Origin of the sequence: Streptococcus infantis (genome assembly GCF_047464415.1) — a bacterium.
In the GTDB taxonomy this organism is placed as follows: Bacteria; Bacillota; Bacilli; order Lactobacillales; family Streptococcaceae; genus Streptococcus; species Streptococcus infantis_AE.
The window spans coordinates 74,556-98,750 of sequence record NZ_JASHBX010000009.1; the positions used below are offsets into that span (position 1 = coordinate 74,556).

Below are 24,195 nucleotides of genomic sequence, written 5' to 3' on the forward strand. Positions count from 1 at the left end.
AAAAATATATCTGGCTATGCTATACTACTAGTATAGAAATATTTGGAGAAAAACATGAAACGCGAGATCTTATTAGAACGTATTGATAAACTCAAACAAGTCATGCCCTGGTATGTTCTGGAATACTACCAATCGAAACTGGCTGTTCCCTATAGTTTTACGACCTTGTACGAATATTTAAAGGAATACGATCGATTTTTCAGCTGGGTTTTAGAATCTGGTATATCGAATGCTGACACCATGGCAAATATACCTTTAGATGTACTTGAGAATATGACAAAGAAAGACATGGAATCTTTTATTCTTTACTTACGTGAACGTCCTTTACTCAATGCTAATACGACAAAGAATGGTGTCTCCCAAACAACCATCAACCGGACTTTATCAGCACTTTCTAGTCTTTATAAGTATTTGACTGAAGAGGTTGAAAATGAGCAAGGAGAACCTTATTTCTACCGCAATGTTATGAAGAAAGTTGCTATCAAGAAAAAGAAAGAAACCTTGGCGGCTCGAGCTGAAAATATCAAACAAAAGCTCTTTTTAGGCGATGAAACAGAGGGATTTTTGAATTATATCGATGAAGAATACCCCAAAACTCTCTCAAATCGCGCCCTATCCTCTTTTAATAAGAATAAAGAGCGAGATTTAGCCATCATTGCACTGCTTCTTGCCTCTGGTGTCCGTCTCTCTGAGGCGGTTAACCTGGACCTTCGTGATCTCAACCTCAAGATGATGGTGATTGACGTCACTCGAAAAGGTGGAAAACGAGACTCGGTCAATGTTGCTGCCTTTGCTAAACCTTATTTAGAGCAATATCTTACTATTCGAGACAAACGTTACAAGACAGAAAAGACTGATACAGCCCTATTTCTGACCTTGTATCGAGGTGTTCCAAATCGAATTGATGCTTCTAGCGTGGAAAAGATGGTGGCCAAGTATTCAGAGGACTTCAAAGTCCGAGTGACACCCCACAAACTACGCCACACACTTGCAACGCGTCTATATGATGCAACCAAATCACAGGTTTTGGTCAGTCACCAGCTGGGACATGCAAGCACACAAGTTACCGATTTGTATACCCATATCGTTAATGATGAGCAAAAGAATGCCTTGGATAGTTTATAACATAATATAAATTATGTAACAATTGAAAAAGAAGTTGGTAAAGTCCAACTTCTTTTTTCTTTATTCAACAACTGCTTCAGCAATTTCTTCAGCAGTAATTCCTGCGAAGTAACGGCCTAAATTAATCGTTTGAAGGGCTTTAAGGACATCTTCACGTTCATATTTAACGCCACGAAGAACATCTTCTACAGCTGCTACGTCTTCAATACCGAAGAAGTCACCGTAAATCTTAATATCTTTAATTTTTGATTCAATGACATTCGCAAAGATTTCAACCTTACCACTTGGGAATTTAGTACCACGACGAACGTTATATTCAGGTGATTTCCCATAGTTCCAGTCCCAAGTTCCAAACTTAGTATCTTTGATACGATTGATTTCAGCCAATTCTTCATCTGAGAATACATACTCTGTCATCTCTGGGTATTCTTTTTTCATGTATTCCAAGAGTAGATCACGGAATTCTTCAACGGTAATTTTTTCTGGCAATTCATCAATGATGTTGGTCACACGAGCACGAACGGATTTAACTCCTTTAGACTCGAACTTGTCTTTAGAAACTTTGAGTGCATTAGCAAGGACTGACAAATCAACATCAAAGAGAAGACAACCATGGTGCATGATTCGGCCATTGATATAGGCTTGGGCATTTCCACAGAATTTCTTACCGTCGATTTCCAAGTCGTTACGGCCTGTAAATTCAGCTTTAACACCAAGTTCAGCCAAGGTATTGATAACTGGAGTAGAGAAGCTCTTAAAGTCAAAGGCCTTGTTTTCATCTTCTTTTGAGATGATCGTATAGTTAAGGTTATTCAAATCATGGTAAACAGCCCCACCACCACTGATACGGCGCACTACTTCAATTCCATTTTCTCGAACATAGTCACGGTTAATTTCTTCGATAGTATTTTGGTGACGTCCTACAATAATAGATGGTTTGTTAATCCAAAGAAGGAAGATTTGATCCTCGTCCAAAAGGTGTTTAAAAGCATATTCCTCTAAAGCAATATTAAAGGCAGTGTCATTTGAATGATTGATAATGTATTTCATAAGTTACCTTCTAATACGATAGAGACTGGAAAATAATTCCAGTCTAGTCTATCTATTTTTATTTTTTCTTAGGTGAATGGATGGCCATTCCAAGAACATCAGCAAATGCTTCGTACATAACTTCAGAGTATGTTGGGTGTCCGTGGATTGTCTTAAGCATTTCTTCAACAGTGATTTCCATTTCGATGATACTTGACGCTTCGTTGATCAACTCTGCAGCAGCAGGACCAATGATATGAACACCAAGGATTTCACCATATTTCTTGTCTGCAATGACTTTAACAAATCCTTGAGCAGCATCTGATGCAATTGCACGTCCGTTTGCAGCAAAGTTAAATTTACCAATTTGAACATCGTATTTTTCACGAGCTTGTTCTTCAGTCAAACCAACAGCTGCTACCTCAGGAAGTGTATAAATAGCTGCAGGAGTCAAGTTCAATTTGGCAACAGCGTGGTTTCCTTTAAGCGCATTTTCAGCCGCAACTTCACCCATACGGAAGGCAGCGTGAGCCAACATCTTAGTACCGTTGATATCACCTGGTGCGTAGATACCTGGAACAGAAGTTTCCATGTATTCGTTAACTTTGATACGACCACGTTCTAATTCAAACTCGACTTCACCGATACCTTCAAGATCTGGGACACGACCGATTGAAAGAAGGGCTTTATTTGCGATGATATCATCTTTTCCTTCAACCTTGATACGGAGTTTGCCATCTTCTTCAATGATTTCTTGAAGTTTAGTACCAGTCAAGATAGTCATACCTTTACGTTCAAGGATTAAACGAAGGTTCTTAGATACTTCAGCATCCATAGCTGGAACAATACGATCCATCATTTCGATAACAGTAACTTTTGAACCGAACGTCATGAAGGCTTGACCGAGTTCGATACCAACGACACCACCACCGATGATAACGAGGCTTTCAGGAACTTCGTTCATTTCAAGGATATCATCACTAGTCATGACAAGTGATGATTCCATACCGGGAACATTAATCTTACTTACTTTAGAACCACCAGCAAGGATGATTTTCTTGGTTTCAAGCAATTCAGAACCATTTACCAAGACATTCTTATCTTTAGTAATAGTACCGATACCCTTATGAACATCAACTCCATAGCTACGAAGGAGTCCTGCAACCCCACCAACAAGAGTATTAACAACTTTAGATTTTGTTTCTAAAAGTTTGTCCATGTCAACAGTGAAGTTAGGATTTTCAATCACAATACCACGATTTGCAGCGTGACCGATATTTTCGATAATTTCAGCGTTGTGAAGGTAAGTCTTAGTTGGAATACATCCGCGGTTCAAGCAAGTACCACCAAGTTCAGATTTCTCAACAAGAGCAACCTTACCACCTAATTGTGCGGCTTTAATAGCAGATACATAACCAGCAGGTCCACCACCGATAACAACGATGTCGTAAGCATCATCGCCCTTACCATCATCGTTTGAGGCACTTACTGCAGGTGCTGGACTAGCTTCTGGTGCAGCTGCTCCAGCTGTTGGGATATTTTCCCCTTCTTCACCAAGATAACCGATAACTTCAGTAACAGGGACAGTCTCTCCGTCACCTTTTAGGATAGCGATCAAATAACCGTCTTCTTCTGCTTCCAATTCCATGCTGACTTTGTCAGTCATGATTTCCAAAAGGATTTCTCCTTCTTTTACAAATTCTCCGACTTTTTTATTCCATTGGACGATTTGTCCTTCTGTCATATCCACGCCGGCTTTTGGCATAATTACTTCTAAGGCCATATCTTACTTCCTCTATCTATATTTCTAAAACAAATATTTTAAACCAACATTGAGATTGGGTTTTCAATTAAAGCTTTCAAGTCTTTCATAAACTTAGCACCAGCCATACCATCTACGACACGGTGGTCAATTGTCAATCCAAGACTCATAATTGGGCGAATTACAATTTCTCCATTTACAACAACAGGTTTTTCGACTGTTGAACTAACTCCGAGGATTGCTGAATTTGGTTGGTTGATGATAGGACCAAATGATTGAACACCAAACATTCCCAAGTTACTGATGGTGAAGGTTGAGTTTTGCAATTCACTAGGTGCTAGTTTACCATCTAAGGTACGTCCAATGACGTCTTTAAATGCAACTACCAACTCAGACAAGCTCATTTTTTCTGCATTATAGACAACTGGTGTCATCAATCCATTATCCATACCAACTGCCATCGCAAGGTTGACATAATTGTGAGTGATGATTGTCTTACCATCTTCAGTCAACGAAGCATTGATATATGGATGTTTCATCAGTGTCTTAACAACCGCAAGTGAAAGCAGATCTGTAACAGTGATTTTCTTACCAGTTGCTTCCATGATTGGTTCAAGGACCTTCTTACGAAGGGCAAGCAATTCAGACATATCTACATCATAGTTAAGCGTGAAGGTTGGTGCAGTCAAGTAAGAATCAACCATACGTTGAGCAATAACCTTACGCATAGGAGTCATCGGAATACGCTCGATTTCTCCATAAGGTGTCACGTTGTCTGGAACTTCTTCGACTTTCTCAATTTGAGCAGGTGATTTAATCGTATCGTTTTCGATATTTTCAGGAAGGAAGGCTAAAACGTCCTTCTTCATGATTTTACCACGGTGACCAGTTCCTTGGATTTCTTGCCAAGCAATATTATGCTCTAGTGCAATTCGTTTTGCGAGTGGTGAAATGCGAACCACGTTAGTGTCTTTATATGTTTCCACGTCTTCTTTGTGGACACGACCGTTTGCGCCTGAGCCAGAAATGTCGTAGAGATTTATCCCTAAATCATCTGCTAATTTTCTAGCTGCAGGAGTCGCTCTTAGCTTATCATCAGCCATGACCTCTCCTATTCTATTTATGATGCAAAGGGCGTTTAAAAGCGACCGAAAAATAGGAAATCAACGCAGACTTCGATGAAGTCAAGGAGATTTATCTTTTTTCCGAGCTTTTAGCCCGTGCTCTAATCTAAGATACTAAGGACGCAGAGAACTTTGCATCAATAGTTACAAAGCTTCTTCGTCTGAATTAATACAAGTTACATAATTTATGTTATGTATTATTGTTTGTTGTGAGTTTTACGGATTGCATCTTTGATGCTTTCAACTGTCGGAATCATTGCATTTTCAAGATTTTGTGCATAAGGCATTGGTACATCCTCACCTGCACAACGGCGAATTGGCGCATCCAAGTAGTCAAATGCTTCAGATTCTGAGATAATAGCTGAAATTTCACCGATAAAACCACTAGTCTTGTGGGCATCGTTGACAAGAACTACTTTTCCAGTCTTCTTAACTGAATTAATGATGATGTCTTTATCAAGTGGAATCAAAGTACGTGGGTCAACTACCTCTACTGAAATCCCTTCTTCAGCCAATTCTTCAGCTGCTTGCATAACACGACGAAGCATTTTACCGTATGTTACTACTGTTACATCAGTTCCTTCGCGTTTGATTTCTCCGACACCAAGTGGGATAGTATAGTCTGGATCAACAGGAACTTCACCTTTTTGGTTAAATTCTGATTTATATTCAAGAATGATAACAGGGTTGTTGTCACGGATAGAAGACTTAAGAAGTCCCTTCATATCAGCTGGTGTACCTGGAGCTACAACCTTCAATCCTGGGATATGAGTAAACCAAGATTCCAATGATTGTGAGTGTTGTGCTGCAGAACCTACTCCGTTACCAGCTGCACAGCGGATTGTCATTGGGACTTGACCTTTACCACCAAACATATAACGAGTTTTAGCGGCTTGGTTAACGATAGCATCCATGGCAATTACAGAAAAGTCCATGAAAGTCATATCAACGATTGGACGAAGTCCTGTCATAGCAGCACCTGCTGCTGCACCAGAAATTGCAGCTTCAGAGATTGGACAGTCACGAACACGTTCTGGACCAAATTCTTCAAGCATACCTACTGAAGTACCGAAGTCTCCACCGAAAACTCCGACATCTTCACCCATCAAGAGTACATTTTCATCGCGACGCATTTCCTCAGACATTGCAAGGATAATGGTATCGCGGAAAGACATTAATTTAGTTTCCATATTTTCTCTACTTCTCCTTAGTCTGCGTAAATATCTTCAAATGCTGATTCAAGCGGAGGGAATGGACTCTCTTCAGCAAATTTAACAGATGCCTCCACTGCTTCCTTAACTTGTGCTTGAATTTCTTCAAGTTCTTCTGCACTAGCAATCTTATTTTCAACAAGGTACTTGCGAAGATTTTCGATTGGGTCTTTTTGTTTCCACTCTTCTACTTCTTCACGTGTACGATATTTACCTGGGTCTGAAGATGAGTGACCAAGCCAACGGTAGGTTACACTCTCAATCAAGACTGGACCTTTACCAGAGCGAACATGGTCCACTGCCTTTTTAAATCCTTCGTAGACATCGATTACATTGTTACCATCTTCGATAAACATACCAGGAATACCGTAAGCTGCGCTACGTTCATGGATATGTTGAACATTGGTCATTTTCTTAATATCTGCTGAAATTCCGTAACCATTATTGATACAGTAGAAAATAACTGGAAGATTCCAGATTGATGCCATATTCACAGCTTCGTGGAAGACACCTTCGTTTGTTGCACCGTCACCAAAGAAGCAGACAACGATTTTACCAGTGTTTTTCATTTGTTGAGTAAGTGCAGCACCTACTGCGATTCCCATACCACCACCTACAATACCGTTGGCACCAAGGTTACCTGCATCAAGGTCAGCGATATGCATAGACCCGCCTTTACCTTTACAAGTCCCTGTATACTTACCTAGGATTTCAGCCATCATACCATTAAGGTCAATACCTTTAGCGATGGCTTGACCGTGACCACGGTGATTTGAAGTGATCAGATCATCTTCGTTTAGAGCTAACATAGCCCCGACGTTAGCAGCTTCCTCACCAACAGAAAAGTGCGTCATTCCTGGCACTTTTCCTTTTTTTACTAATTGAGCAATTTTTAAGTCCATACGACGAATTTCTTCCATCTTACGGAACATCTCAAGCAAAAGATTTTTATCTAAAGTTGACATAATCTTGCCTTTCTAAGTTTAAATTCTTATAGTTCTATTTTACTTTATAGGTTAATTAGTGTCAAAAAATATGCTTGCAATTTTTCACAATATAAAAAAAGAAAAGTCAGTAAAATCAAGACTTTTCTTTATATAAAATACAAATTTCACAAGCTGTTTTTTCATCATTTTTCAACAAATTATTTGAATCTTTTCATAATAACTTGTAAACGCCACTGATAAAGAATTCCACTTACCATTAAACTAATGATAAGAGCAATCCAATAGGAGTACGCACCTAAACTAGTTGAATAATCAAGATATAAGCCAAGCGGAATCCCAACACCCCAGTATCCGAGAAGACCAAGACAAAAAGGAACAATCGTATCTTTGTAACCTCTTAAAATACCTTGTAAAGGTGCCGCAAAGGTATCAGCTAACTGGAAGAACAAGCTATAGGTCATAAAAGATGCTGTCAGTTGGATAAATTCTGAATCTTGACCATATAGTCTGGCTACATTTTCACGATAAATGTAGAGAAAACTAAGTGTTAAAACCGCAAACACCAAAGCTGTTAAACGACCAATATGGATATACTGTTTAGCATCGTCTAACCGTTTAGCTCCAACCTCATAAGAAATCACAATGGCCATGGCAGTTGAAATACTCATAGGAAAAGCATACATCAGATTTGAAAAGTTCATAGCTGACTGATGACTGGCAATAATAAGTGATGAGAATTTCGCCATAATCAAACCAACAACTGAAAAAATGGCTACTTCAGCAAATACCGTCCCACCAATTGGTAGACCAAGATAAATAGCTTCCTTGATTTTTTTGATTTGTAGAGGCATAGGTTTTTGGAGTTGATATTCCTTGAGCTTTTTATGCTTTAACAAGACCAAAGTTGAAATCAGCAACAATGCCCAGTACGCAAGGGAAGTCCCCAGACCTGCTCCTGCACCTCCTAACTCAGGAAAACCAAAAGCTCCATATATTAGTAAATAGTTAAATCCACTATTAAAGGAAGTAAAAGAAGCATGAGATACATAGACAATTTTGTCAGTCCTAGCGTATCAAGTAGCGATCGAATAACACTAAAAAGCAAGAGTGGAATAATACCGATGGCTAGGAGCCACAGATAACGTATGGCAACACTGGATACAGCCACTTCCAGCCCCATGAATTGTAAGACAATTGGTGCTAAAAAGAAAACCAAGCCAAAAAGTACGATAGATAAGGCTAAAGCCAAATAAAGAAATTGATAAAAATCCGAAGAAACTTCTGTCTTTTTTCCTTGTCCCAAATGGTGACCAATAATAGGGACCAAGGCTGAGACAATCCCTGTCAGGAAGGTAAAGAAAGGATTCCACAAACTAGTTGCAATTGAAACACCCGCTAAATCCAGTGTATTATATTGCCCTGTCATCGTGGTATCTACAAAAGATGCGGAAAAATTAGCGAATTGATAAATTAAAATAGGAAAGAAAATTTTTAAAAATAAGATGATTTTATCTTTAATAGTTTCTGTTGTATGCATACCTACTCTTTCTACTCCTTTTCATCCAAGCCAAAAAGCTTTAAGCCGTATTTTCTCAAGCTCAAGGGTGGATTACTAACTTTTGATGTCGTGTGCCAACAATTACATGAGGCGCAATAATAGCTTCTAACCAAACCACCATTATCATAGTCTACGGCGTGATCAGCTTTTTCCTTGGTTTCATACTGAATTTTAGCACGGTTAGCGGCTGGACAATATACTCCATGACAAGCATTTCGTTTACGATTTCTAAGTTTACGAAAATAATTCATCCTCAAGCTCCTAATCTGCTTGATAAACGATTTGTCCCTTACAGATAGTATATTTGACCTGCCCTTTTAATTGTTCACCAATGAATGGTGAATTCGCTGCTTTAGAAGCAAAATGACTATCCACGATTCGGTCCGCTTTATCATCAAAAATTGTAATATCAGCTGGTCCGTTTTCTGATAGATAACCTGCTTCAAAGTTATAAAGTTTAGCTGGGTTGTAGGACATTTTTTCTAATAATTCCATCAAACTCAGCTCACCAGCTTCAACTAAGTAAGTTAAACCTAGTGACAAAGAAGTTTCCAAACCTGTCATACCTGATGGCGCTTTGGTAATATCCTCAACATTTTTCTCGTCAGCATGGTGAGGCGCGTGGTCAGTAGCAATGACAGAAATGACTCCAGATTTTAAACCTTCAATAACTGCACGTCGGTCAGATTCCAGACGAAGAGGTGGATTCATCTTTGCGTTACTTCCTTTAGTCAAGAGAAGAGCTTCAGTCTTCGAAAAATGCTGTGGAGCTACTTCTGCAGTTACGTTAGCTCCCAAATTTTGAGCAAACTCCACAACCTTGACACTTTCTTCCTTAGACAAATGCTGAATATGAACATGAGCCTTGGTTGCATAGGCAATCATGACATCACGAGCAATCATAGCGTACTCTGCAACTCCTGTTGCACCGCAGATATGAAAATGCTCTTTAGCGATATTCTCGTTAAAACCAAGCGTACCATTTAAACCAGGATCTTCTTCGTGCAAGCTGATAAAGGTGTTGAGTTTTTTAGCTTTTTCCATAGCTTCCTTGACAACTTTACTACTTTCAAGAGGAATTCCGTCATCAGAAAAACCAACAGCACCAGCTTCTAAAAGAGCTTTAAAATCAGTTAGGTCTTGTCCATTAAAGTTTTTGGTAATCGTTGCGACAGACTTAACGTTAATTTTTTCCTTGGCCGCTGATTGAAGAACTTCCTGCAAAGTCTCAACATCTGAGATAGTTGGATTGGTATTAGCCATCATAACGACAGTTGTAAAACCACCTGCTGCGGCTGCTAAAGCACCTGTATGAATGTCTTCTTTATGTGTTTGACCTGGTTCACGAAAATGAACATGGATATCTACCAATCCAGGCGCAACTACAAGACCAGTAGCATCTATTACTTGAGCACCTTCTTCCTGGATTTCAGGAGCAATTTGAACAATTTTCCCTTCATCAACCAAAACATCACAAATTTGATCCAAACCAGACTTTGGATCCATCACACGGCCGTTTTTGATTACTAACATAACTTTACTCCTTTATTCGTAGAAATCAACTTGAGTGTCCAATAATTTATCACCATCATAGACAAACTTAGCTGAAAAGAAGGGCTTATCTTCTAAAAGCCACTCGACAAAGGTATGGTCCCCTTCCCAAGTCGGTTTACTCAAAACCTCATCGTAAGGAACCCATTCTAAGGTCCCTTCGTTACAGTCAATCAATTCACCCTCAAATTCAGTCACCTTAAATACATAGGTGTACCAGTCTAAATCTGGTGTGAATTCAGGAAAAGTGATAACTCCCTTTAAAACCGGCTTAGCCTTCAACCCTGTTTCTTCTAATATCTCACGTGCAGCACATTCTTGTGGAGTTTCCCCGCGTTCTAACTTACCACCTACACCGATCCATTTTCCTTCATGAACATCATTAGGCTTTTTATTGCGATGAAGCATGAGCAATTCTTTTCCATTATCAATGTAGCAAATTGTCGCTAACTGAGGCATTTTCTCTCCTTATCTAAGCCAATCGATTGGCTCTTGTCCTGTCTCTTTTAAGAATGCATTGGCCTTGGAAAAAGGCTTGGAGCCCCAAAATCCTCTGTAAACAGAAAGAGGACTTGGATGGGCTGACTCGATAATCAAGTGTTGAGGATTGGTAACTAAAGCCTTCTTCTTACGTGCATAGGCTCCCCAGAGTACAAAAACTACGGGTTTATCTAGGTTATTGACAACCTTGATCACAGCATCTGTAAATGGTTCCCATATCTGACCAGCATGACCATTTGCCTGTCCAGCAGGGACTGTCAAGCAAGCATTGAGAAGCAAGACTCCCTGCTCGGCCCAAGAGGTCAAGTCATGAGATGGTTTTACCCCAATATCATCCGCAAGCTCTTTTAAAATATTTTGTAAAGAAGGAGGTGCTGGAATAGAATCTGGAACTGAAAAACTCAAGCCCTGAGCTTGACCAGGCCCATGATAGGGATCTTGGCCTAGAATTACCACTTTAACCTCTTCCAGAGGAGTCGACAAAAGAGCCTGAAAAACCTTTTCCTTGGGCGGATAAACAGTTCCTTGAGCATAAACCTGCTCCATAAAGTGATTGATTTTCCCAAAATAACCCTCAGGTAATTGCTCTTTAATCAAAGCATGCCAGGATGAGTGTTCCATTGCTTTCTCCTTCGTTTATACTGCCTCTATTATAGCAAAAAGTGGCTATCTAAACCACTTTTAAAAGTATCTATTAAGATTTGAGAAGTTTTAGAAAGAATTTATACTAAAGAGCCTTTATTCAACTCCATTTCTCATATTAGAAAGGATAAATTCTTTGTCAATTTCATCAATAATCAATTCTGTTCGAGTATTAAGTTTTTCATCAAATCTTTTATTCAATTCCTTTACAACGCTTATCTTAAACTCATCACTTGATTTTTGTTTATAGTAATCAAATCCTCCAGAAGCCGCACTACAGCAACTCCCCCAATCTGAAAGATATCCTATTATTTCAAAAACACTATCATTGTATTTTTCAAATTTTTTAGTTGCAGAACTTTTTAGATAGCCTGAAATACAATTTACAAAAGAGTAGTAATACTTAGAGTCACGAAATGAATTGAATTCTACACTATGAAAACTTGGATCGAGAATTCGTGCTAATCGCACATCTTTCATGGTGGGTTTTGTGGTCATTTTAATATCAGTCTGCAGATAAGCATAATAGGTTTCCTTATCAAAGAAAGCTCCATCTACCGCTATCAAAGCACCATACATACCATCTTCATACTGAAACACCATCACAGCACCGTTCCTATATTTGCTTTCTACAGGAACAGGCGGAGCAATTCTCTTTTTGGGCTTTTCTTTTTTTACACTTATCTTTTCTAAAAACTTTTCTAGAATTTCAGCTCTTTGTTCTAAAAATTCACTATCAGCACCTAATTCTTGGGCTAGTTCTAAATCTTCTTTGTTAAGAATGATTTCTCTAATTTCAAGCAAGAATTCGTCATCTAATTGCCCAACTTCCCATAAACAGTGTGCTAAGGCGAACAAGACATCATACATATCGTCATCATATAAATCTGATGTCAGGTCATTTTTGATTGTATTTGCATCTTCTCCTTGATTGTATCTCTCGAAGAATTCTCCTTTAATATCTAAGGAAGTGTCATTTCCAAAAATTGTTGCATCCCATGTTCCCATAATTTATAGACTCCAATCTAATTTTTAACAGTTTTAAATATTTTGTTAGGTTTTGCAAAGAATCTATACAAAAGAGCATTTATTCAATACCCTGTGAAGTATTACAAAGTATAAAATCTTTGCCAATTTCATAGAAAATCATTTGAGTTCGATTATTTAGATTTTCATTAAACTATTTATTCAATTTCTTTGTGACACAGCTCTTAAATTCATCAGTTAATTTTTGTCGATAATACGAAAATCTTACAAAAGCTTCGCCATAACAGCTTCACCAATCAGAAAGATAGCTAAGCATTTCAAAAACTATCATATAATCTTAAAAGTCTTTTCCTTGCATAATTTTCTATATCATCAGTAATAAACTAGATTACTAGAATTATACTTAATTAAATCTTTTAGATTAAACTTTTATTTTTAAAACTTTCTAAATAAACTATTTAACAATCAGATAATGGGCGTCTTTTATCTTATATTTTTCTAGATTGATAATGGTTTGTTTCTTATCAACAATATCATATTTAACCAGAGAATCATTGAATAAAAAATAATAGATGTTATCTTTAAATGTAAAATATGGTGCAATATATTGCTCTGTACTAAAGCCGTCCAGATGAATAATATCTTCTTCTAAATTGTCTAGATTGACAGTAGTAAAGGAAAATTCGCCATTATACAATCCCTCATTCTCTATAATCAATTGATTATTTTTAGCATCATAGTGAATATTAGTTGGATACTTATCTGGAATATCGATATAATTCTTGTTTTGACTCTTTAAATCAAAAACCAATAATTTATTTCCTGACTTATATTCCCCATTAGAATTACGTCCATCAAGTGCTTCCACAATATACAAGACATCATCTACATTAACCATTCTCATATATGCTGATGTTTCGTTTAGATTATATGTTTCGACGATGTTGAATTCTTTATCCATTTTCCAAATTTCAGCATTAGGAACTTGAGTTGATAAATCCGATAAATCCAATGTGGTTACAAGTAAGTATAAATAATTATCTATAATAACAAACTGTTGACTAGCATTTAGTTGTCCATCATTTTTCATGGTAACATTAGTGACAACTTCTAAATTGTTATCATATTTATAAAATTCAATTCTATCTGTAAAGACAGCAGTTGCATATAAATAATCCCCGTCTGTTATGGATGCGTATGCATCATTTCCTTCTGCTAATTTAAATGTTTCACTTAAATTTTCCTTATTAATTTTAGATACATATCTTTTTAAAGCAGGGGTATCTTTTGTTTTTGCAGTTGAATAGGATCCTGCTTCCGAAAAACTTTCTGCCCAATAGATGTATTTTTCTTTTCTGGCTATATTACCCTTGAACTCATTTAAATCATAATCATCAAAGACAGCTATTTTATCGCTATCCCAGATAGCCATTTTATAATCATCTACCGAATTTACCTTATTTGACTGACAGGCACTTAGCAAAATAAGGCAGCAACAAGCACTTATTAACATCAACATGAAGTTCATGGCTCTTTTATTTCTTTTCAATATCATACTGATTCACTCCTATATAGTTTGTTTCTACCAATTTAAGACGTTCAAACAGATGAATAGCCTAAACCTAATCTCAGGTACTCACATCTACTCCAGTCACAGGTTAATCCCTATTGCAAGTAACTGAGAAGAGTAAAAATTGTTACTAGTATCCGAATTGAAAATTCTTAGTTATGAGGCTTTCCATTTTATCTAGCAGCTTAATAGGCAAATGATTGACTAGCTTTGATGCCCCTTTTTTAACATCTATTTGATAAACAGTACTATCGCTTCAATGACCATTGAGAGCTTAACGATACATGACAATCACAATATTTTTGTCATTATATCCTTGTATGATTAATTATATCAAAAAATAAAACGCTTTCAAAATATTATCAAAATTTCTTGAACTCCACGTCTCATGTTTTCCAGAATCTTTTAAATTTTGTGATTTTTAAAGGATCCCCAAACAATTAAGAAGAGCCTGATAAGAGTCGACTTCATAAGTTGGATGAGCTAGGGTCTTGTTTTCCAGATGATGAGGATTGTACCAGATGGTATCGATACCAGCATTATTTCCACCCTGAATATCAGCTGATAAGGAATCACCAATCATAAGGGCATGATTTTTATCAAAGTTAGGGATGCGAGCTCCAATTTTCTCATAAAATGCAGCATCTGGTTTTTGAGTATGGAGCTGTTCTGAAATGAAAATCTCCTTGAAAAATGGTGCAATACCAGATTGTTCCAAACGACCTGTCTGAATAAAGGTAATTCCATTTGTAGCAGCATAGAGTTCATAGCCCTGATGTATCAAAGTTTTTAATAAATCTTCCACACCTGGGAAAGTTTGTCCCTGTTTTGATAGGAAAAACTGGTAGCGCTCTGCTAAGTAGGACCCATCTTTTTCAATGCCAAAGTGAGCAAACAATTTTTCAAAACGAGTGTTTATTAACTCAGCCTTTGTAATTTTTTTCTGTTCCAAATCCTTCCAAAGGACTTTGTTCATGGGCACATAATAATCTTTGTAAGTTTGGATATCCTCTACTCCTTCTTCTTCTAAGAGTTGCGTTAGAGCTATATCCTCCGCAGCATCAAAATCGAGTAAGGTGTGATCGAGGTCGAATAATAGAAATTTGTATTTCAATTTTAAAAACTTCCTTTCTTGGGGGGACAAAGAGTGGGACTAAATGATTCAAAAAAAATTAAAAAATTTTACCTCTACTTATTGAATAGCTTAGCCCAATTCTGCTTGGAATTTAAAATTCTGGAGACATAAACCTCATATTTGTCGATATAATAAAAAGCTAAGTAATTTTCAATTGGCATATATCGATAACGTTTTCCGTCATCTGTTAATTCACCATAACCTCGACTTGAAACAAAAGGACATGCTTCTGGAAAGGTTTCTAAAGTTTCTAGTGCCGTTAGAATAAGGTCTAGTTTACTATCGGCAGATTGCTGGCTGTAAAAATTCAGTACAATATAATCATGTATTTCTCTCAAGTCTTTCTTAGCTTGATCCGTAAGAGAAACATGGTAACGCTTATGATTAGTCAAGTCCAAATTCCTTTCTTACATCTGCCAAAGACGTTAGTTTACCTTGCTCAATTTCTTGATGTCCCATCAAGATTTCCTTTTTCAAGTCTTCAAAAGCAACCTGATATTGAGTCTCTTGTAAATCACTAAATACGAACTCTTTAGGATCAACTGCACCTGTCGCAATTTTACGAAGTGCAGCATTAAAAATATCTGATAGGGTTAACTTTTCATCAGCTAAAATTTCTTTCGTTTGTTGGTAAAAAGTCGAATCTGCTCGAAAATTAACAGGTTGAGTACTTGCCATGATTAATACCTCTTTGTAAAGATGATTTGTAAATACATTTTATCATCTTTAGATTTGAAATTCAACGAAAAGCTCCTTTAACAGAAAAGGAGCTATCTTATATTTTATTGGTGTACAGCTTGTGCAGCTGTGATTAATGTAAGTTTGAAGACGTCATCTGAGTTACATCCACGAGAAAGGTCATTAACTGGTTTGTTCAAACCTTGCAATACTGGACCAACCGCTGCAAAGCCACCGAGACGTTCTGCCATCTTGTAACCAATATTTCCTGCTTCAATACCTGGGAAGATAAAGACGTTTGCTTGTCCAGCAACCTTGCTTCCTGGTGCCTTAAGAGCAGCTGTTTCTGGAACGAAGGCAGCATCAAATTGCAATTCACCATCGATTTCAAGGTCAGGACGCAAGTCGTGAGCAATTTTAGTAGCTTCAACGACCTTATCTACGCTTTCACCAAAACCAGAACCTTTAGTTGAATAGCTTAGCATAGCAATTTTTGGTTCGATACCGAACATCTTAGCTGTAATTGCAGAGTTAATCGCAATCTCTGCCAAAGCTTCAGCATCAGGATTGATATTGATGGCACAGTCACCAAAGAGGTAACGTTCAGTACCACGAACCATGAGGAAGGCACCTGAAGTTCGGCTAACATTAGGACGAGTTTTAATGATTTGAAGGGCTGGGCGAACAGTTGCCGCAGTAGAGTGAATAGCTCCTGAAACCATTCCATCTACCAAGCCCATGTAAACCAACATAACACCAAAATAGTTCACGTCTTTAACCAAGATTTCACGAGCTTCTTCTTCAGTCATTTTTCCTTTACGACGTTCTACAAGTGATGCTACCATTTCTTCAAATTGAGGGTAGTGGGCTGGGTCGATGACTTCATAACCATCCGTGATTCCTTCGATTTCAAGATAGATTTTAATTTTGTCAGGGTTTCCTAGTAAGACGGGAATAACTTCTGTTTCTTTTACGAGGCGTTTTGTAGCTTGAAGAATACGTGGTTCTTCACCTTCTGGCAAGACAATACGTGCATTTTTACCAACTAGGTTGGCTTTTAAACTTTCAAAAACTTCCATGAGTTTTGACTCCTTTTAAGATAAATTATTATTTGATAACTGAGTTATAAGAGTGTTAAAATCATCCGGCAGTAGACTTTCCATCTCCAACTGCTCTTCAAGAAAAGGATGATAAAACGATAAGTAGTGGCAATGTAGAGCTTGGCGCTCTATGCCGTGTTCAAGACTACCACCATAGAGGTCATCGCCAAGCAAAGGGAAACCGATATGGGAGAAATGAACACGAATCTGGTGTGTCCTTCCCGTATGTAGTCGAATATCAACTAGATGAATATTGCCATAAGACTGCACTATTCGATAGGAAGTATGGGCATACTTGCCACCTTTTGCTACTCTGCGAGTGATGATAGAATCTTCATCTCTGGCTATTGGAGCAATGATTTCACCTTGAGGTTCCAGAAACCCATCTCCTTTAACGAGTGCAAAATAGCGCTTTTCAATGGCTTTCTTTTGCAACTGCTTGTCTAGTCTAGCATGAGCATAACCATGTTTAGCAAAAAGCATGAGACCCGAAGTATCGCGATCTAGTCTGGTTACAATGTGAACCTGCTGATTTTCATAGTTCTGTTTCACATAGTAGCCCTTGATAAAGTTGGCAATGGTATTGGAATGATTGACACTAGGAATCGAAGCCACACCAAAGGGTTTGTTTAGAATTAAGAAATGATCATCTTCAAACAGAATATCCAGTGGATAATCAATTGCTTCCAGTGTCTCAAAACCTTCCTCAGGAGGAATGTCGATGACAACCACATCCCCTATATCTAAGAGATAGGTTGCATTTTGTGGATGACCGTTTACTCGAATATCTCCACCTCGAAACTTGATTTTGGCCAGCAATCCTTTAGAGACTTCATGCTTTTTCAAAAATGTCTTTACCTTGACGTGTTCGTCAGCAATAAATTCAAACCTCATTCATCCACCTCACCAATAAAGGCATCTTTGACACGATTCCAAAAACTAGTATGGCTTGGTGTTGCTACAAAATGAATCTTATGATGGTCTATCTGGTATTCTATTCTTTCAATATTTCTGTAAGAATAAATGCTATTGTCAACAGAAATCGTATGATAGTCATTACGAGTTGGTATCAATTCTATCTTATCCTTCTTAGGCACAATAATAGAAGAACCTAAGGTTCTGTAGACACGATTGTTAAGACTCGCAATTTCTGTCAATTGTAGGGCCTCAATAGTAGGGTGCAAAACAGCTCCACCAAGAGATTTATTATAGGCTGTGCTCCCAGTTGGCGTCGATACCGTCAGGCCATCTCCTCTAAAACGTTCAAATGGCACGTGGTTAATGATAATATCGGCAACCATGGTCCTATCAGCTCTCCGAATGCTAGCCTCATTCAAAGCACGGAAAATTTTCACTTCTCCATTTTCCAAAAATATCTTTACATTTAACAGTGGATAAGACACACGAGCCCCAGTATCCAACTGTAAATTAGTAAGCAGTTGATCTAGTTCAAAATCACGATAATCCGTATAGAAACCTAAATGACCTGTGTGAACACCAACGAAGCGAACCTTATCCAGCTGGTCTTCATACTTGTGAAAAGCAGACAAAAGCATCCCATCCCCACCTATGGAAATCACGATATCGGGATGTTTATCATTTAATATAAAGTTATTCTTTTTAAGTCGATCTCTTAATTCATATAAGACTCTTTGACTTTGAGGTTTGCGATTAGCGATTAGATCAATTCGTTTACCTGTATTCTTCATCGGTATCGTCACTATTACCTACCCCGTCATTTAACTTTCTATGCAATGGATCAAAGAGTGCCTGTGCTTCCTGGATATCATCACGAATTTTACTCATTTCTTCATCCAATTGGTGAGATATCCTTGCTGTGATTTCCAGACGTTTCTTAATTTCTTCTGGAAAATCCCCTTGATATTTATAATTGAGAGAATGCTCGATGGTAGCCCAGAAATTCATAGCCAAGGTACGAATCTGAATCTCCACCAGAATCGTTCTTGCCCCATTGATCGTATCAACTGTATACTCAATAATCAAATGGTAAGAACGATAGCCTGAAGCCTTTCGATGAGTAATGTAGTCACGTTCTTGTACCACTCTCATGTCTTGCCTCTTACGAAGGATGGCAACAACCTCGCTCACGTCATCTACAAATTGAACCATGACGCGTAAACCTGCAATATCTTGCAAGTCCTGTTCCAACGTATCGTATCCAATCCCTCGACGAGCCATTTTTTCTTTTATACTTTCGATCGGTTTGACTCGACCAGTTACAAACTCAATTGGAGAATGTTTATTTTGTTTGCGGTATTGTTTTCGAATACCTCGGAGTTTTATCTTCAGCTCTCCGACAGCCTGAATGTAAGGATCTAAAAATTCTTCCCATTCTGTAATCATATATCTTTTTCATCCAATTCTCTATACACTTCGATTTATCTAGTTTTTGATTTTCTAGGAAAAATCTTATACAATAAATACAATGCTTATTATACCATACAATCGCTTTCAAAGATAAGGAAAAAGTAAAAAAAATGAAACATTTAGAAATTGAAATGAAAACACTTCTAAACAAGGACGAATATCAAAGATTGCAGGAGCACTTTTCAGGAGTCACACCTATTACACAAAAAAATTACTACCTAGACACGCCTGATTTTTACCTTCGCAAACATAAAATCGCTATGCGCATTCGTACTTTTGAAAATAGCGCTGAATTGACCATAAAAATCCCACAAAAAGTTGGAAATATGGAGTACAATCAAGATCTAAGCCTTGAGGAAGCAAACCATTGTCTTAAAGAATGTAAACTTCCGCAAGGAATGATTCTTGACGAATTGACTAGCCGTGGACTTTCAACCAGTGGCTGGGTAATTTTAGGTTGCCTAACTACTGTTCGCTACGAAAAGCAAACTCCGATCGGACTCATGGCACTTGATCAAAGCCAATACTTTGATATTGTTGACTATGAGCTTGAATTAGAAGTGGAAGATGGCAACCAAGGTAGTCTTGATTTCCAAGAATTTTTACAAGCCAATGAAATCCATTACAAAAAAGCTCCTTCGAAATTGGTTCGTTTTATAGAAAATATGAAAAAATACTGAAATAATCTTCTTTTTTTGATAAAATAAAAGGGATGAAAATAATTAGAATCTGTTGTAGAGAGTATTTATCACTAAAAGTGTTTCACTACAGCGATTCACTTAGTTTAAAGAGGACGGTTTATCGATGTCAGATACAAAAAACATGAAACTTTTCGCACTATCTTCCAACCAGGAAATTGCTCAAAGAATCGCAGATGCTGCAGGTGTTCCACTTGGAAAAGTATCTTCACGCCAATTTTCAGATGGTGAAATCCAAGTTAATATTGAGGAAAGTGTTCGTGGATATGATGTTTATATCATCCAATCAACTAGTTATCCAGTAAATAACCACTTGATGGAACTTTTGATTATGGTTGATGCTTGTGTTCGCGCAAGTGCTAATACTATTAACGTTGTTCTTCCATACTTCGGCTACGCTCGCCAAGATCGTATCGCTTCTTCTCGCGAACCACTTACTGCAAAACTAGTTGCAAATATGTTGGTGAAAGCTGGAGTTAGTCGTGTATTGACTCTTGACCTCCATGCCGTTCAGGTTCAAGGATTCTTTGACATTCCTGTAGATAACCTCTATACAATTCCACTTTTTGCAAAACATTACTGTGATAAAGGTTTGACTGGTTCAGATGTGGTTGTTGTAAGTCCTAAAAACTCTGGTGTTAAACGTGCTCGTAGTCTTGCAGAATACCTAGATGCTCCAATTGCCATCATTGATTATGCACAAGATGATTCTGAACGCAGTCAAGGTTACATTATCGGGGAGGTTGAAGGTAAGAAAGCAATCTTAATCGATGACATTCTGAATACTGGCCGTACCTTCTATGAAGCTGCTAAAATCTTAGAGCGTGACGGCGCAACTGAAATCTATGCGGTTTCAAGTCATGGACTATTCGTTAACGGTGCAGCAGAGTTATTAGATGCAACAAAAATCAAGGAAATCTTGGTTACAGATTCTGTATTGACAGAAAGTAGAAAACCTAAAAACGTACAATATATCACTGCTAGCGAATTGATTGGTGATGCTATGGTTCGTATTCATGAAAGAAAACCAGTTAGTCCACTATTTAAATAGAAATTAGGTGAGTTTTTGATTTATTTGGATAATGCTGCAACGACTCCAATGTCTTCAGTAGCTATCTCAGCAATGACTCAAGTCATGCAAGAAACTTATGGCAACCCTTCTAGTATTCATGGACATGGGCGCCAAGCAGGTAAACTATTACGAGAAGCTCGTCAAGAACTAGCAAGTTTACTAGGAACAAAGCCACAACATATATTCTTTACCACTGGTGGTACTGAAAGCAATAATACTGCTATCATCGGCTACTGCCTTCGCCATCAAAATCGTGGAAAGCACATTATCACTACTGCGATTGAGCACCATGCTGTTCTAGAACCCATCAAATACTTGGTTGAAAATTTTGGTTTTGAAGTGACTATTTTACAGCCTGAAAATCAAGAAATCACTGCAGACCAAGTCAAAAATGCACTTCGTGAAGATACCATTTTTGTTTCTACTATGTTTGCCAACAATGAAACTGGTACACTATTACCTATTGCTGAAATTGGTGAGGTTCTAAAAAATCATCCAGCCGTCTATCATGTCGATGCAGTTCAGGCAATTGGTAAATTCCCAATTCTTCCCGAAAAATTGGGAATTGATTTTCTCAGCGCTTCTGCCCATAAATTTTATGGTCCAAAAGGAGTTGGTTTTCTCTATGCTGCATCTACAGATTTTGATTCCTACCTTCATGGTGGTGATCAAGAGCAGAAAAAAAGAGCAGGAACAGAAAATCTTCCTGCCATTGTAGGAATGATAGCAGCTCTAAAGGATGATCTTGAAAACCAAGCACAAAACTTTGAAAAGGTTCAACAACTGAAAGACACCTTCTTAAAGGAAATGGCTGAGACAGACTATTACCTCAATCAAGGAAAAGACCAGCTACCTTATGTCATTAATATTGGATTTCCAGGTCAACGAAATGATCTACTACTCCTTCGTCTGGATCTTGAAGGGATTTCTATTTCAACTGGTTCTGCTTGTACTGCAGGTGTCGTTCAGGTTAGTCATGTTCTTCAGGCTTTCTACGGAGAAGACTCTCCTCGCTTACACGAATCCGTTCGCGTCAGCATTTCACCTCAAAATACAGAGCAAGAAATGATCACCCTCGCACAAACTCTAAAAGAAATCATTGGAGGATAACTCAATGGCATTCGAAAAAACTATTAGTCTCAAAAATTGCCGTTACGATTACACAATCAGTCCAACTGTCAAAAAGTTTACTCTAAAAGATAACACTTTTTTTGAAACAAAGGTTGGTAACTATGAACTAACACGCCTTCTTGAGAAGGTTCCAAATAGTGGGGAAGGTTTCCAACTTAAAATTATCATCAACAAAGACTTAACTGGTGCAAAAATCAACATCACTGATAAATTTGGTCTACGTTTGGTCGATATCTTTAAGTCGGAAGAAACTCATATCCACCAAGAGAAATTCTACTTCTTGATGGACAGTCTTGTTGAACGTGGTGTCTTCACTAAAAGTGAAAGATAGGTGGCCTATGTTTCGATTAACTTACAAGGACACCTATCAAGTCGAACGTGTCTTAGAATACGAAGATTACGAAGCACTCATGCTGTCACTTTCAGGATGTGTGACTCTTCCAGATACGACCGTCATTACTTCTCTTACCTATAAGGGAGAAGAAATCTATCAAGGACTTCTAGGAAATCTCTATCATTTTCTATATCACTATGATTTTACAAAGATAAACTAAGATTTTCTTAGTTTTTTCTTGTTTTTGTTGATTTTTTCACAATCTTTCTATAAAATAGTATTTAGAAAGGTTGTGATTTTGTGAAAGAAAAACAGTCTGCTATTCCAAAAGCAACGGCAAAGAGACTTTCTCTTTATTATCGTATCTTTAAAAGATTTCATGCAGAAAAGATTGAAAGAGCCAACTCAAAACAAATTGCCGAGGCCATTGGTATTGATTCTGCTACGGTTAGACGAGATTTTTCCTACTTTGGTGAACTTGGTCGCCGTGGATTTGGCTACGATGTCAAAAAACTAATGACGTTTTTTGCTGATCTTCTAAATGATAATTCTATTACGAATGTTATGTTAGTGGGGATTGGTAATATGGGGCACGCTCTCCTTCACTACCGTTTCCATGAACGAAACAAAATGAAAATTATTATGGCTTTTGATTTGGATGACCATCCTGAAGTTGGGACGAAAACGCCCGATGGAATTCCAATTTATGGTATTTCCCAAATCAAGGATAAAATAAAAAATGCAGATGTAAAAACTGCAATCTTAACTGTTCCGAGTGTCAAATCACAAGAAGTAGCTAATCTCCTTGTCGAAGCAGGTATTAAAGGAATTTTAAGCTTTTCACCCGTTCATCTCCAACTACCAAAAGATGTGGTGGCTCAATATGTGGATTTAACTAGTGAATTGCAAACTCTCCTCTATTTCATGAGAAAAGAGGATTAGAAAGCGAAAGCATTTATGAAAAAACCAGTTATTGGGATTACAGGAAATGAAAAAACTCATCCTGATGATGAGCTTATGATGAGCTATGCTGCAAAGGGCTTTGTTGGAGGAGTCAAGGAAGCTGGGGGAATTCCCATTATCCTACCAATTGGTGATCAAGAAATGGCCAGTTACTACATTGGCTTGATTGATAAACTCATTTTAACTGGTGGACAAAATGTCGATCCCAAGTTCTACGGTGAGCCTAAAACGATCGATAGCGATGACTACCACCTTCAAAGAGATATTTTTGAGCTAGCTCTTATAAAAGAAGCCATTAAACAGAAGAAACCCATTTTTTCTGTTTGTCGAGGCACCCAGCTCTTTAATGTGGCTATGGGAGGAACTCTTTATCAAGATATTGAAGATCATTGGCAGGATACTTCAGCTGAATACACAACTCAACGTTTAGTCACTGAACCTGGTACTATTCTTCGAGAAATCTATGGAGAAATCTCTCATATTAACTCTTTCCATCATCAGAGCATTAAAGACCTTGCTCCAAATCTAAAGGTTGTCGCTCATGATCCTAAAGATGGAATTATCGAGGCTGTAACAACGACTGATGATTTCCCTTACCTCGGTGTTCAATGGCATCCGGAATTTCTTTTTGAAAATCGCCCCAAAGATAAAACACTTTTCGACTATGTCGTCAATGAACTCTAAGGCTA

Annotated in this window: 26 protein-coding genes and 1 pseudogene; 8 read left to right on the plus strand and 19 right to left on the minus strand. The window is 37.8% G+C overall.

Going from position 1 to position 24,195, the window contains the following annotated elements; all coding sequences use genetic code 11:
• The first annotated feature begins 54 nt into the window (after nucleotides 1-54).
• A complete protein-coding gene (gene xerS, locus QM460_RS06665) occupies nucleotides 55-1,125 on the plus strand; it encodes a tyrosine recombinase XerS (RefSeq protein WP_414289605.1) in 1,071 nt (356 codons plus the stop codon).
• A 60-nt stretch (nucleotides 1,126-1,185) separates the two neighbouring features.
• On the opposite strand, the gene QM460_RS06670 is transcribed toward xerS, so the two are convergent.
• From QM460_RS06670 to QM460_RS06760, 19 genes and pseudogenes are all read right to left on the minus strand, one after another.
• The gene (locus QM460_RS06670; protein ID WP_414289606.1) at nucleotides 1,186-2,175 is read right to left on the minus strand and encodes a lipoate--protein ligase; all 990 of its coding nucleotides are present in this window, start codon (nucleotides 2,173-2,175) and stop codon (nucleotides 1,186-1,188) included.
• Between the two features lie 58 nt (nucleotides 2,176-2,233).
• Nucleotides 2,234-3,937: a dihydrolipoyl dehydrogenase gene (gene lpdA / locus QM460_RS06675; protein ID WP_414289607.1), complete on the minus strand. Its 1,704-nt coding sequence runs from the start codon at nucleotides 3,935-3,937 to the stop codon at nucleotides 2,234-2,236.
• 38 nt (nucleotides 3,938-3,975) lie between these two features.
• Nucleotides 3,976-5,019 (minus strand): dihydrolipoamide acetyltransferase, encoded by a 1,044-nt coding sequence (locus QM460_RS06680; RefSeq protein ID WP_414289608.1) that lies wholly within the window; start codon nucleotides 5,017-5,019, stop codon nucleotides 3,976-3,978.
• 218 nt (nucleotides 5,020-5,237) lie between these two features.
• On the minus strand, nucleotides 5,238-6,230 hold the full coding sequence (locus tag QM460_RS06685) for an alpha-ketoacid dehydrogenase subunit beta (RefSeq protein ID WP_414289609.1): 993 nt from the start codon (nucleotides 6,228-6,230) through the stop codon (nucleotides 5,238-5,240).
• A gap of 17 nt (nucleotides 6,231-6,247) precedes the next feature.
• Nucleotides 6,248-7,216, minus strand: coding sequence for a thiamine pyrophosphate-dependent dehydrogenase E1 component subunit alpha (locus QM460_RS06690; protein WP_061863053.1), 969 nt, complete (start codon nucleotides 7,214-7,216; stop codon nucleotides 6,248-6,250).
• A gap of 179 nt (nucleotides 7,217-7,395) precedes the next feature.
• Nucleotides 7,396-8,735, minus strand: a pseudogene (locus QM460_RS06695) (MATE family efflux transporter).
• Nucleotides 8,736-8,746: 11 nt separating this feature from the next.
• Nucleotides 8,747-9,007 carry a hypothetical protein gene (locus QM460_RS06700; protein ID WP_281335598.1) on the minus strand — a complete coding sequence of 87 codons (261 nt, stop codon included), beginning with the start codon at nucleotides 9,005-9,007 and terminating at the stop codon, nucleotides 8,747-8,749.
• A 10-nt stretch (nucleotides 9,008-9,017) separates the two neighbouring features.
• Nucleotides 9,018-10,289 carry a dihydroorotase gene (locus QM460_RS06705; protein WP_414289610.1) on the minus strand — a complete coding sequence of 424 codons (1,272 nt, stop codon included), beginning with the start codon at nucleotides 10,287-10,289 and terminating at the stop codon, nucleotides 9,018-9,020.
• Nucleotides 10,290-10,301: 12 nt separating this feature from the next.
• Nucleotides 10,302-10,766: an NUDIX hydrolase gene (locus QM460_RS06710; RefSeq protein WP_001135775.1), complete on the minus strand. Its 465-nt coding sequence runs from the start codon at nucleotides 10,764-10,766 to the stop codon at nucleotides 10,302-10,304.
• 9 nt (nucleotides 10,767-10,775) lie between these two features.
• Entirely contained in the window at nucleotides 10,776-11,429 is a 654-nt protein-coding gene (locus QM460_RS06715) for a uracil-DNA glycosylase (RefSeq protein ID WP_414289611.1), read from the minus strand.
• A 117-nt stretch (nucleotides 11,430-11,546) separates the two neighbouring features.
• Nucleotides 11,547-12,458, minus strand: a complete 912-nt coding sequence (locus tag QM460_RS06720) for a hypothetical protein (protein WP_414289612.1) — start codon at nucleotides 12,456-12,458, stop codon at nucleotides 11,547-11,549.
• Nucleotides 12,459-12,891: 433 nt separating this feature from the next.
• On the minus strand, nucleotides 12,892-13,992 hold the full coding sequence (locus tag QM460_RS06725) for a hypothetical protein (RefSeq protein WP_414289613.1): 1,101 nt from the start codon (nucleotides 13,990-13,992) through the stop codon (nucleotides 12,892-12,894).
• Nucleotides 13,993-14,428: 436 nt separating this feature from the next.
• Nucleotides 14,429-15,121 (minus strand): YjjG family noncanonical pyrimidine nucleotidase, encoded by a 693-nt coding sequence (locus QM460_RS06730; protein WP_049526327.1) that lies wholly within the window; start codon nucleotides 15,119-15,121, stop codon nucleotides 14,429-14,431.
• A 74-nt stretch (nucleotides 15,122-15,195) separates the two neighbouring features.
• Entirely contained in the window at nucleotides 15,196-15,534 is a 339-nt protein-coding gene (locus QM460_RS06735) for a type II toxin-antitoxin system RelE/ParE family toxin (RefSeq protein WP_414289614.1), read from the minus strand.
• Nucleotides 15,527-15,820 (minus strand): hypothetical protein, encoded by a 294-nt coding sequence (locus QM460_RS06740; protein WP_049509199.1) that lies wholly within the window; start codon nucleotides 15,818-15,820, stop codon nucleotides 15,527-15,529. The genes QM460_RS06735 and QM460_RS06740 overlap by 8 nt, the downstream gene beginning before the upstream one ends.
• 104 nt (nucleotides 15,821-15,924) lie before the next feature.
• Nucleotides 15,925-16,899: a phosphate acetyltransferase gene (pta, locus tag QM460_RS06745; RefSeq protein ID WP_414289615.1), complete on the minus strand. Its 975-nt coding sequence runs from the start codon at nucleotides 16,897-16,899 to the stop codon at nucleotides 15,925-15,927.
• A 15-nt stretch (nucleotides 16,900-16,914) separates the two neighbouring features.
• A complete protein-coding gene (locus QM460_RS06750) occupies nucleotides 16,915-17,814 on the minus strand; it encodes an RluA family pseudouridine synthase (RefSeq protein ID WP_414289616.1) in 900 nt (299 codons plus the stop codon).
• The gene (locus tag QM460_RS06755) at nucleotides 17,811-18,629 is read right to left on the minus strand and encodes an NAD kinase (RefSeq protein WP_414289617.1); all 819 of its coding nucleotides are present in this window, start codon (nucleotides 18,627-18,629) and stop codon (nucleotides 17,811-17,813) included. Before QM460_RS06755 ends, QM460_RS06750 begins: the two co-directional genes overlap by 4 nt.
• Complete coding sequence (locus QM460_RS06760) at nucleotides 18,613-19,284, minus strand: GTP pyrophosphokinase family protein (protein ID WP_000627444.1); 672 nt, start codon at nucleotides 19,282-19,284, stop codon at nucleotides 18,613-18,615. Before QM460_RS06760 ends, QM460_RS06755 begins: the two co-directional genes overlap by 17 nt.
• A gap of 134 nt (nucleotides 19,285-19,418) precedes the next feature.
• Here QM460_RS06760 and QM460_RS06765 point away from each other — a divergent pair, with 134 nt between their 5' ends.
• The 7 genes from QM460_RS06765 (at nucleotide 19,419) to QM460_RS06795 (ending at nucleotide 24,190) form a co-directional block, all read left to right on the plus strand.
• Entirely contained in the window at nucleotides 19,419-19,988 is a 570-nt protein-coding gene (locus QM460_RS06765; RefSeq protein ID WP_414289618.1) for a CYTH domain-containing protein, read from the plus strand.
• 124 nt (nucleotides 19,989-20,112) lie between these two features.
• Nucleotides 20,113-21,057, plus strand: a complete 945-nt coding sequence (locus QM460_RS06770) for a ribose-phosphate diphosphokinase (protein ID WP_414289619.1) — start codon at nucleotides 20,113-20,115, stop codon at nucleotides 21,055-21,057.
• Between the two features lie 15 nt (nucleotides 21,058-21,072).
• Complete coding sequence (locus QM460_RS06775; protein ID WP_414289620.1) at nucleotides 21,073-22,188, plus strand: cysteine desulfurase family protein; 1,116 nt, start codon at nucleotides 21,073-21,075, stop codon at nucleotides 22,186-22,188.
• A 4-nt stretch (nucleotides 22,189-22,192) separates the two neighbouring features.
• Nucleotides 22,193-22,540, plus strand: a complete 348-nt coding sequence (locus QM460_RS06780; RefSeq protein ID WP_311522277.1) for a DUF1831 domain-containing protein — start codon at nucleotides 22,193-22,195, stop codon at nucleotides 22,538-22,540.
• A gap of 7 nt (nucleotides 22,541-22,547) precedes the next feature.
• Nucleotides 22,548-22,763: a DUF4649 family protein gene (locus tag QM460_RS06785; RefSeq protein ID WP_049503352.1), complete on the plus strand. Its 216-nt coding sequence runs from the start codon at nucleotides 22,548-22,550 to the stop codon at nucleotides 22,761-22,763.
• A gap of 80 nt (nucleotides 22,764-22,843) precedes the next feature.
• A complete protein-coding gene (locus QM460_RS06790; RefSeq protein ID WP_000660647.1) occupies nucleotides 22,844-23,485 on the plus strand; it encodes a redox-sensing transcriptional repressor Rex in 642 nt (213 codons plus the stop codon).
• A 15-nt stretch (nucleotides 23,486-23,500) separates the two neighbouring features.
• The gene (locus QM460_RS06795; RefSeq protein ID WP_414289621.1) at nucleotides 23,501-24,190 is read left to right on the plus strand and encodes a gamma-glutamyl-gamma-aminobutyrate hydrolase family protein; all 690 of its coding nucleotides are present in this window, start codon (nucleotides 23,501-23,503) and stop codon (nucleotides 24,188-24,190) included.
• Nucleotides 24,191-24,195: the final 5 nt, after the last annotated feature.

What these genes read in the sequence shown, in the direction of transcription:
- QM460_RS06750 (WP_414289616.1), bottom strand. Translation starts at nt 17,814, where the DNA reads ATGAGGTTTGAATTTATTGCTGACGAACACGTCAAGGTAAAGACATTT.
- QM460_RS06720 (WP_414289612.1), bottom strand. Translation starts at nt 12,458, where the DNA reads ATGGGAACATGGGATGCAACAATTTTTGGAAATGACACTTCCTTAGAT.
- QM460_RS06770 (WP_414289619.1), top strand. Translation starts at nt 20,113, where the DNA reads ATGTCAGATACAAAAAACATGAAACTTTTCGCACTATCTTCCAACCAG.
- QM460_RS06760 (WP_000627444.1), bottom strand. Translation starts at nt 19,284, where the DNA reads ATGATTACAGAATGGGAAGAATTTTTAGATCCTTACATTCAGGCTGTC.
- QM460_RS06685 (WP_414289609.1), bottom strand. Translation starts at nt 6,230, where the DNA reads ATGGAAACTAAATTAATGTCTTTCCGCGATACCATTATCCTTGCAATG.
- QM460_RS06785 (WP_049503352.1), top strand. Translation starts at nt 22,548, where the DNA reads ATGTTTCGATTAACTTACAAGGACACCTATCAAGTCGAACGTGTCTTA.
- QM460_RS06765 (WP_414289618.1), top strand. Translation starts at nt 19,419, where the DNA reads ATGAAACATTTAGAAATTGAAATGAAAACACTTCTAAACAAGGACGAA.
- QM460_RS06690 (WP_061863053.1), bottom strand. Translation starts at nt 7,216, where the DNA reads ATGTCAACTTTAGATAAAAATCTTTTGCTTGAGATGTTCCGTAAGATG.
- xerS (WP_414289605.1), top strand. Translation starts at nt 55, where the DNA reads ATGAAACGCGAGATCTTATTAGAACGTATTGATAAACTCAAACAAGTC.
- QM460_RS06700 (WP_281335598.1), bottom strand. Translation starts at nt 9,007, where the DNA reads ATGAATTATTTTCGTAAACTTAGAAATCGTAAACGAAATGCTTGTCAT.
- QM460_RS06740 (WP_049509199.1), bottom strand. Translation starts at nt 15,820, where the DNA reads ATGGCAAGTACTCAACCTGTTAATTTTCGAGCAGATTCGACTTTTTAC.
- QM460_RS06795 (WP_414289621.1), top strand. Translation starts at nt 23,501, where the DNA reads ATGAAAAAACCAGTTATTGGGATTACAGGAAATGAAAAAACTCATCCT.
- QM460_RS06755 (WP_414289617.1), bottom strand. Translation starts at nt 18,629, where the DNA reads ATGAAGAATACAGGTAAACGAATTGATCTAATCGCTAATCGCAAACCT.
- QM460_RS06680 (WP_414289608.1), bottom strand. Translation starts at nt 5,019, where the DNA reads ATGGCTGATGATAAGCTAAGAGCGACTCCTGCAGCTAGAAAATTAGCA.
- QM460_RS06710 (WP_001135775.1), bottom strand. Translation starts at nt 10,766, where the DNA reads ATGCCTCAGTTAGCGACAATTTGCTACATTGATAATGGAAAAGAATTG.
- QM460_RS06725 (WP_414289613.1), bottom strand. Translation starts at nt 13,992, where the DNA reads ATGATATTGAAAAGAAATAAAAGAGCCATGAACTTCATGTTGATGTTA.
- QM460_RS06705 (WP_414289610.1), bottom strand. Translation starts at nt 10,289, where the DNA reads ATGTTAGTAATCAAAAACGGCCGTGTGATGGATCCAAAGTCTGGTTTG.
- lpdA (WP_414289607.1), bottom strand. Translation starts at nt 3,937, where the DNA reads ATGGCCTTAGAAGTAATTATGCCAAAAGCCGGCGTGGATATGACAGAA.
- QM460_RS06715 (WP_414289611.1), bottom strand. Translation starts at nt 11,429, where the DNA reads ATGGAACACTCATCCTGGCATGCTTTGATTAAAGAGCAATTACCTGAG.
- QM460_RS06780 (WP_311522277.1), top strand. Translation starts at nt 22,193, where the DNA reads ATGGCATTCGAAAAAACTATTAGTCTCAAAAATTGCCGTTACGATTAC.
- pta (WP_414289615.1), bottom strand. Translation starts at nt 16,899, where the DNA reads ATGGAAGTTTTTGAAAGTTTAAAAGCCAACCTAGTTGGTAAAAATGCA.
- QM460_RS06670 (WP_414289606.1), bottom strand. Translation starts at nt 2,175, where the DNA reads ATGAAATACATTATCAATCATTCAAATGACACTGCCTTTAATATTGCT.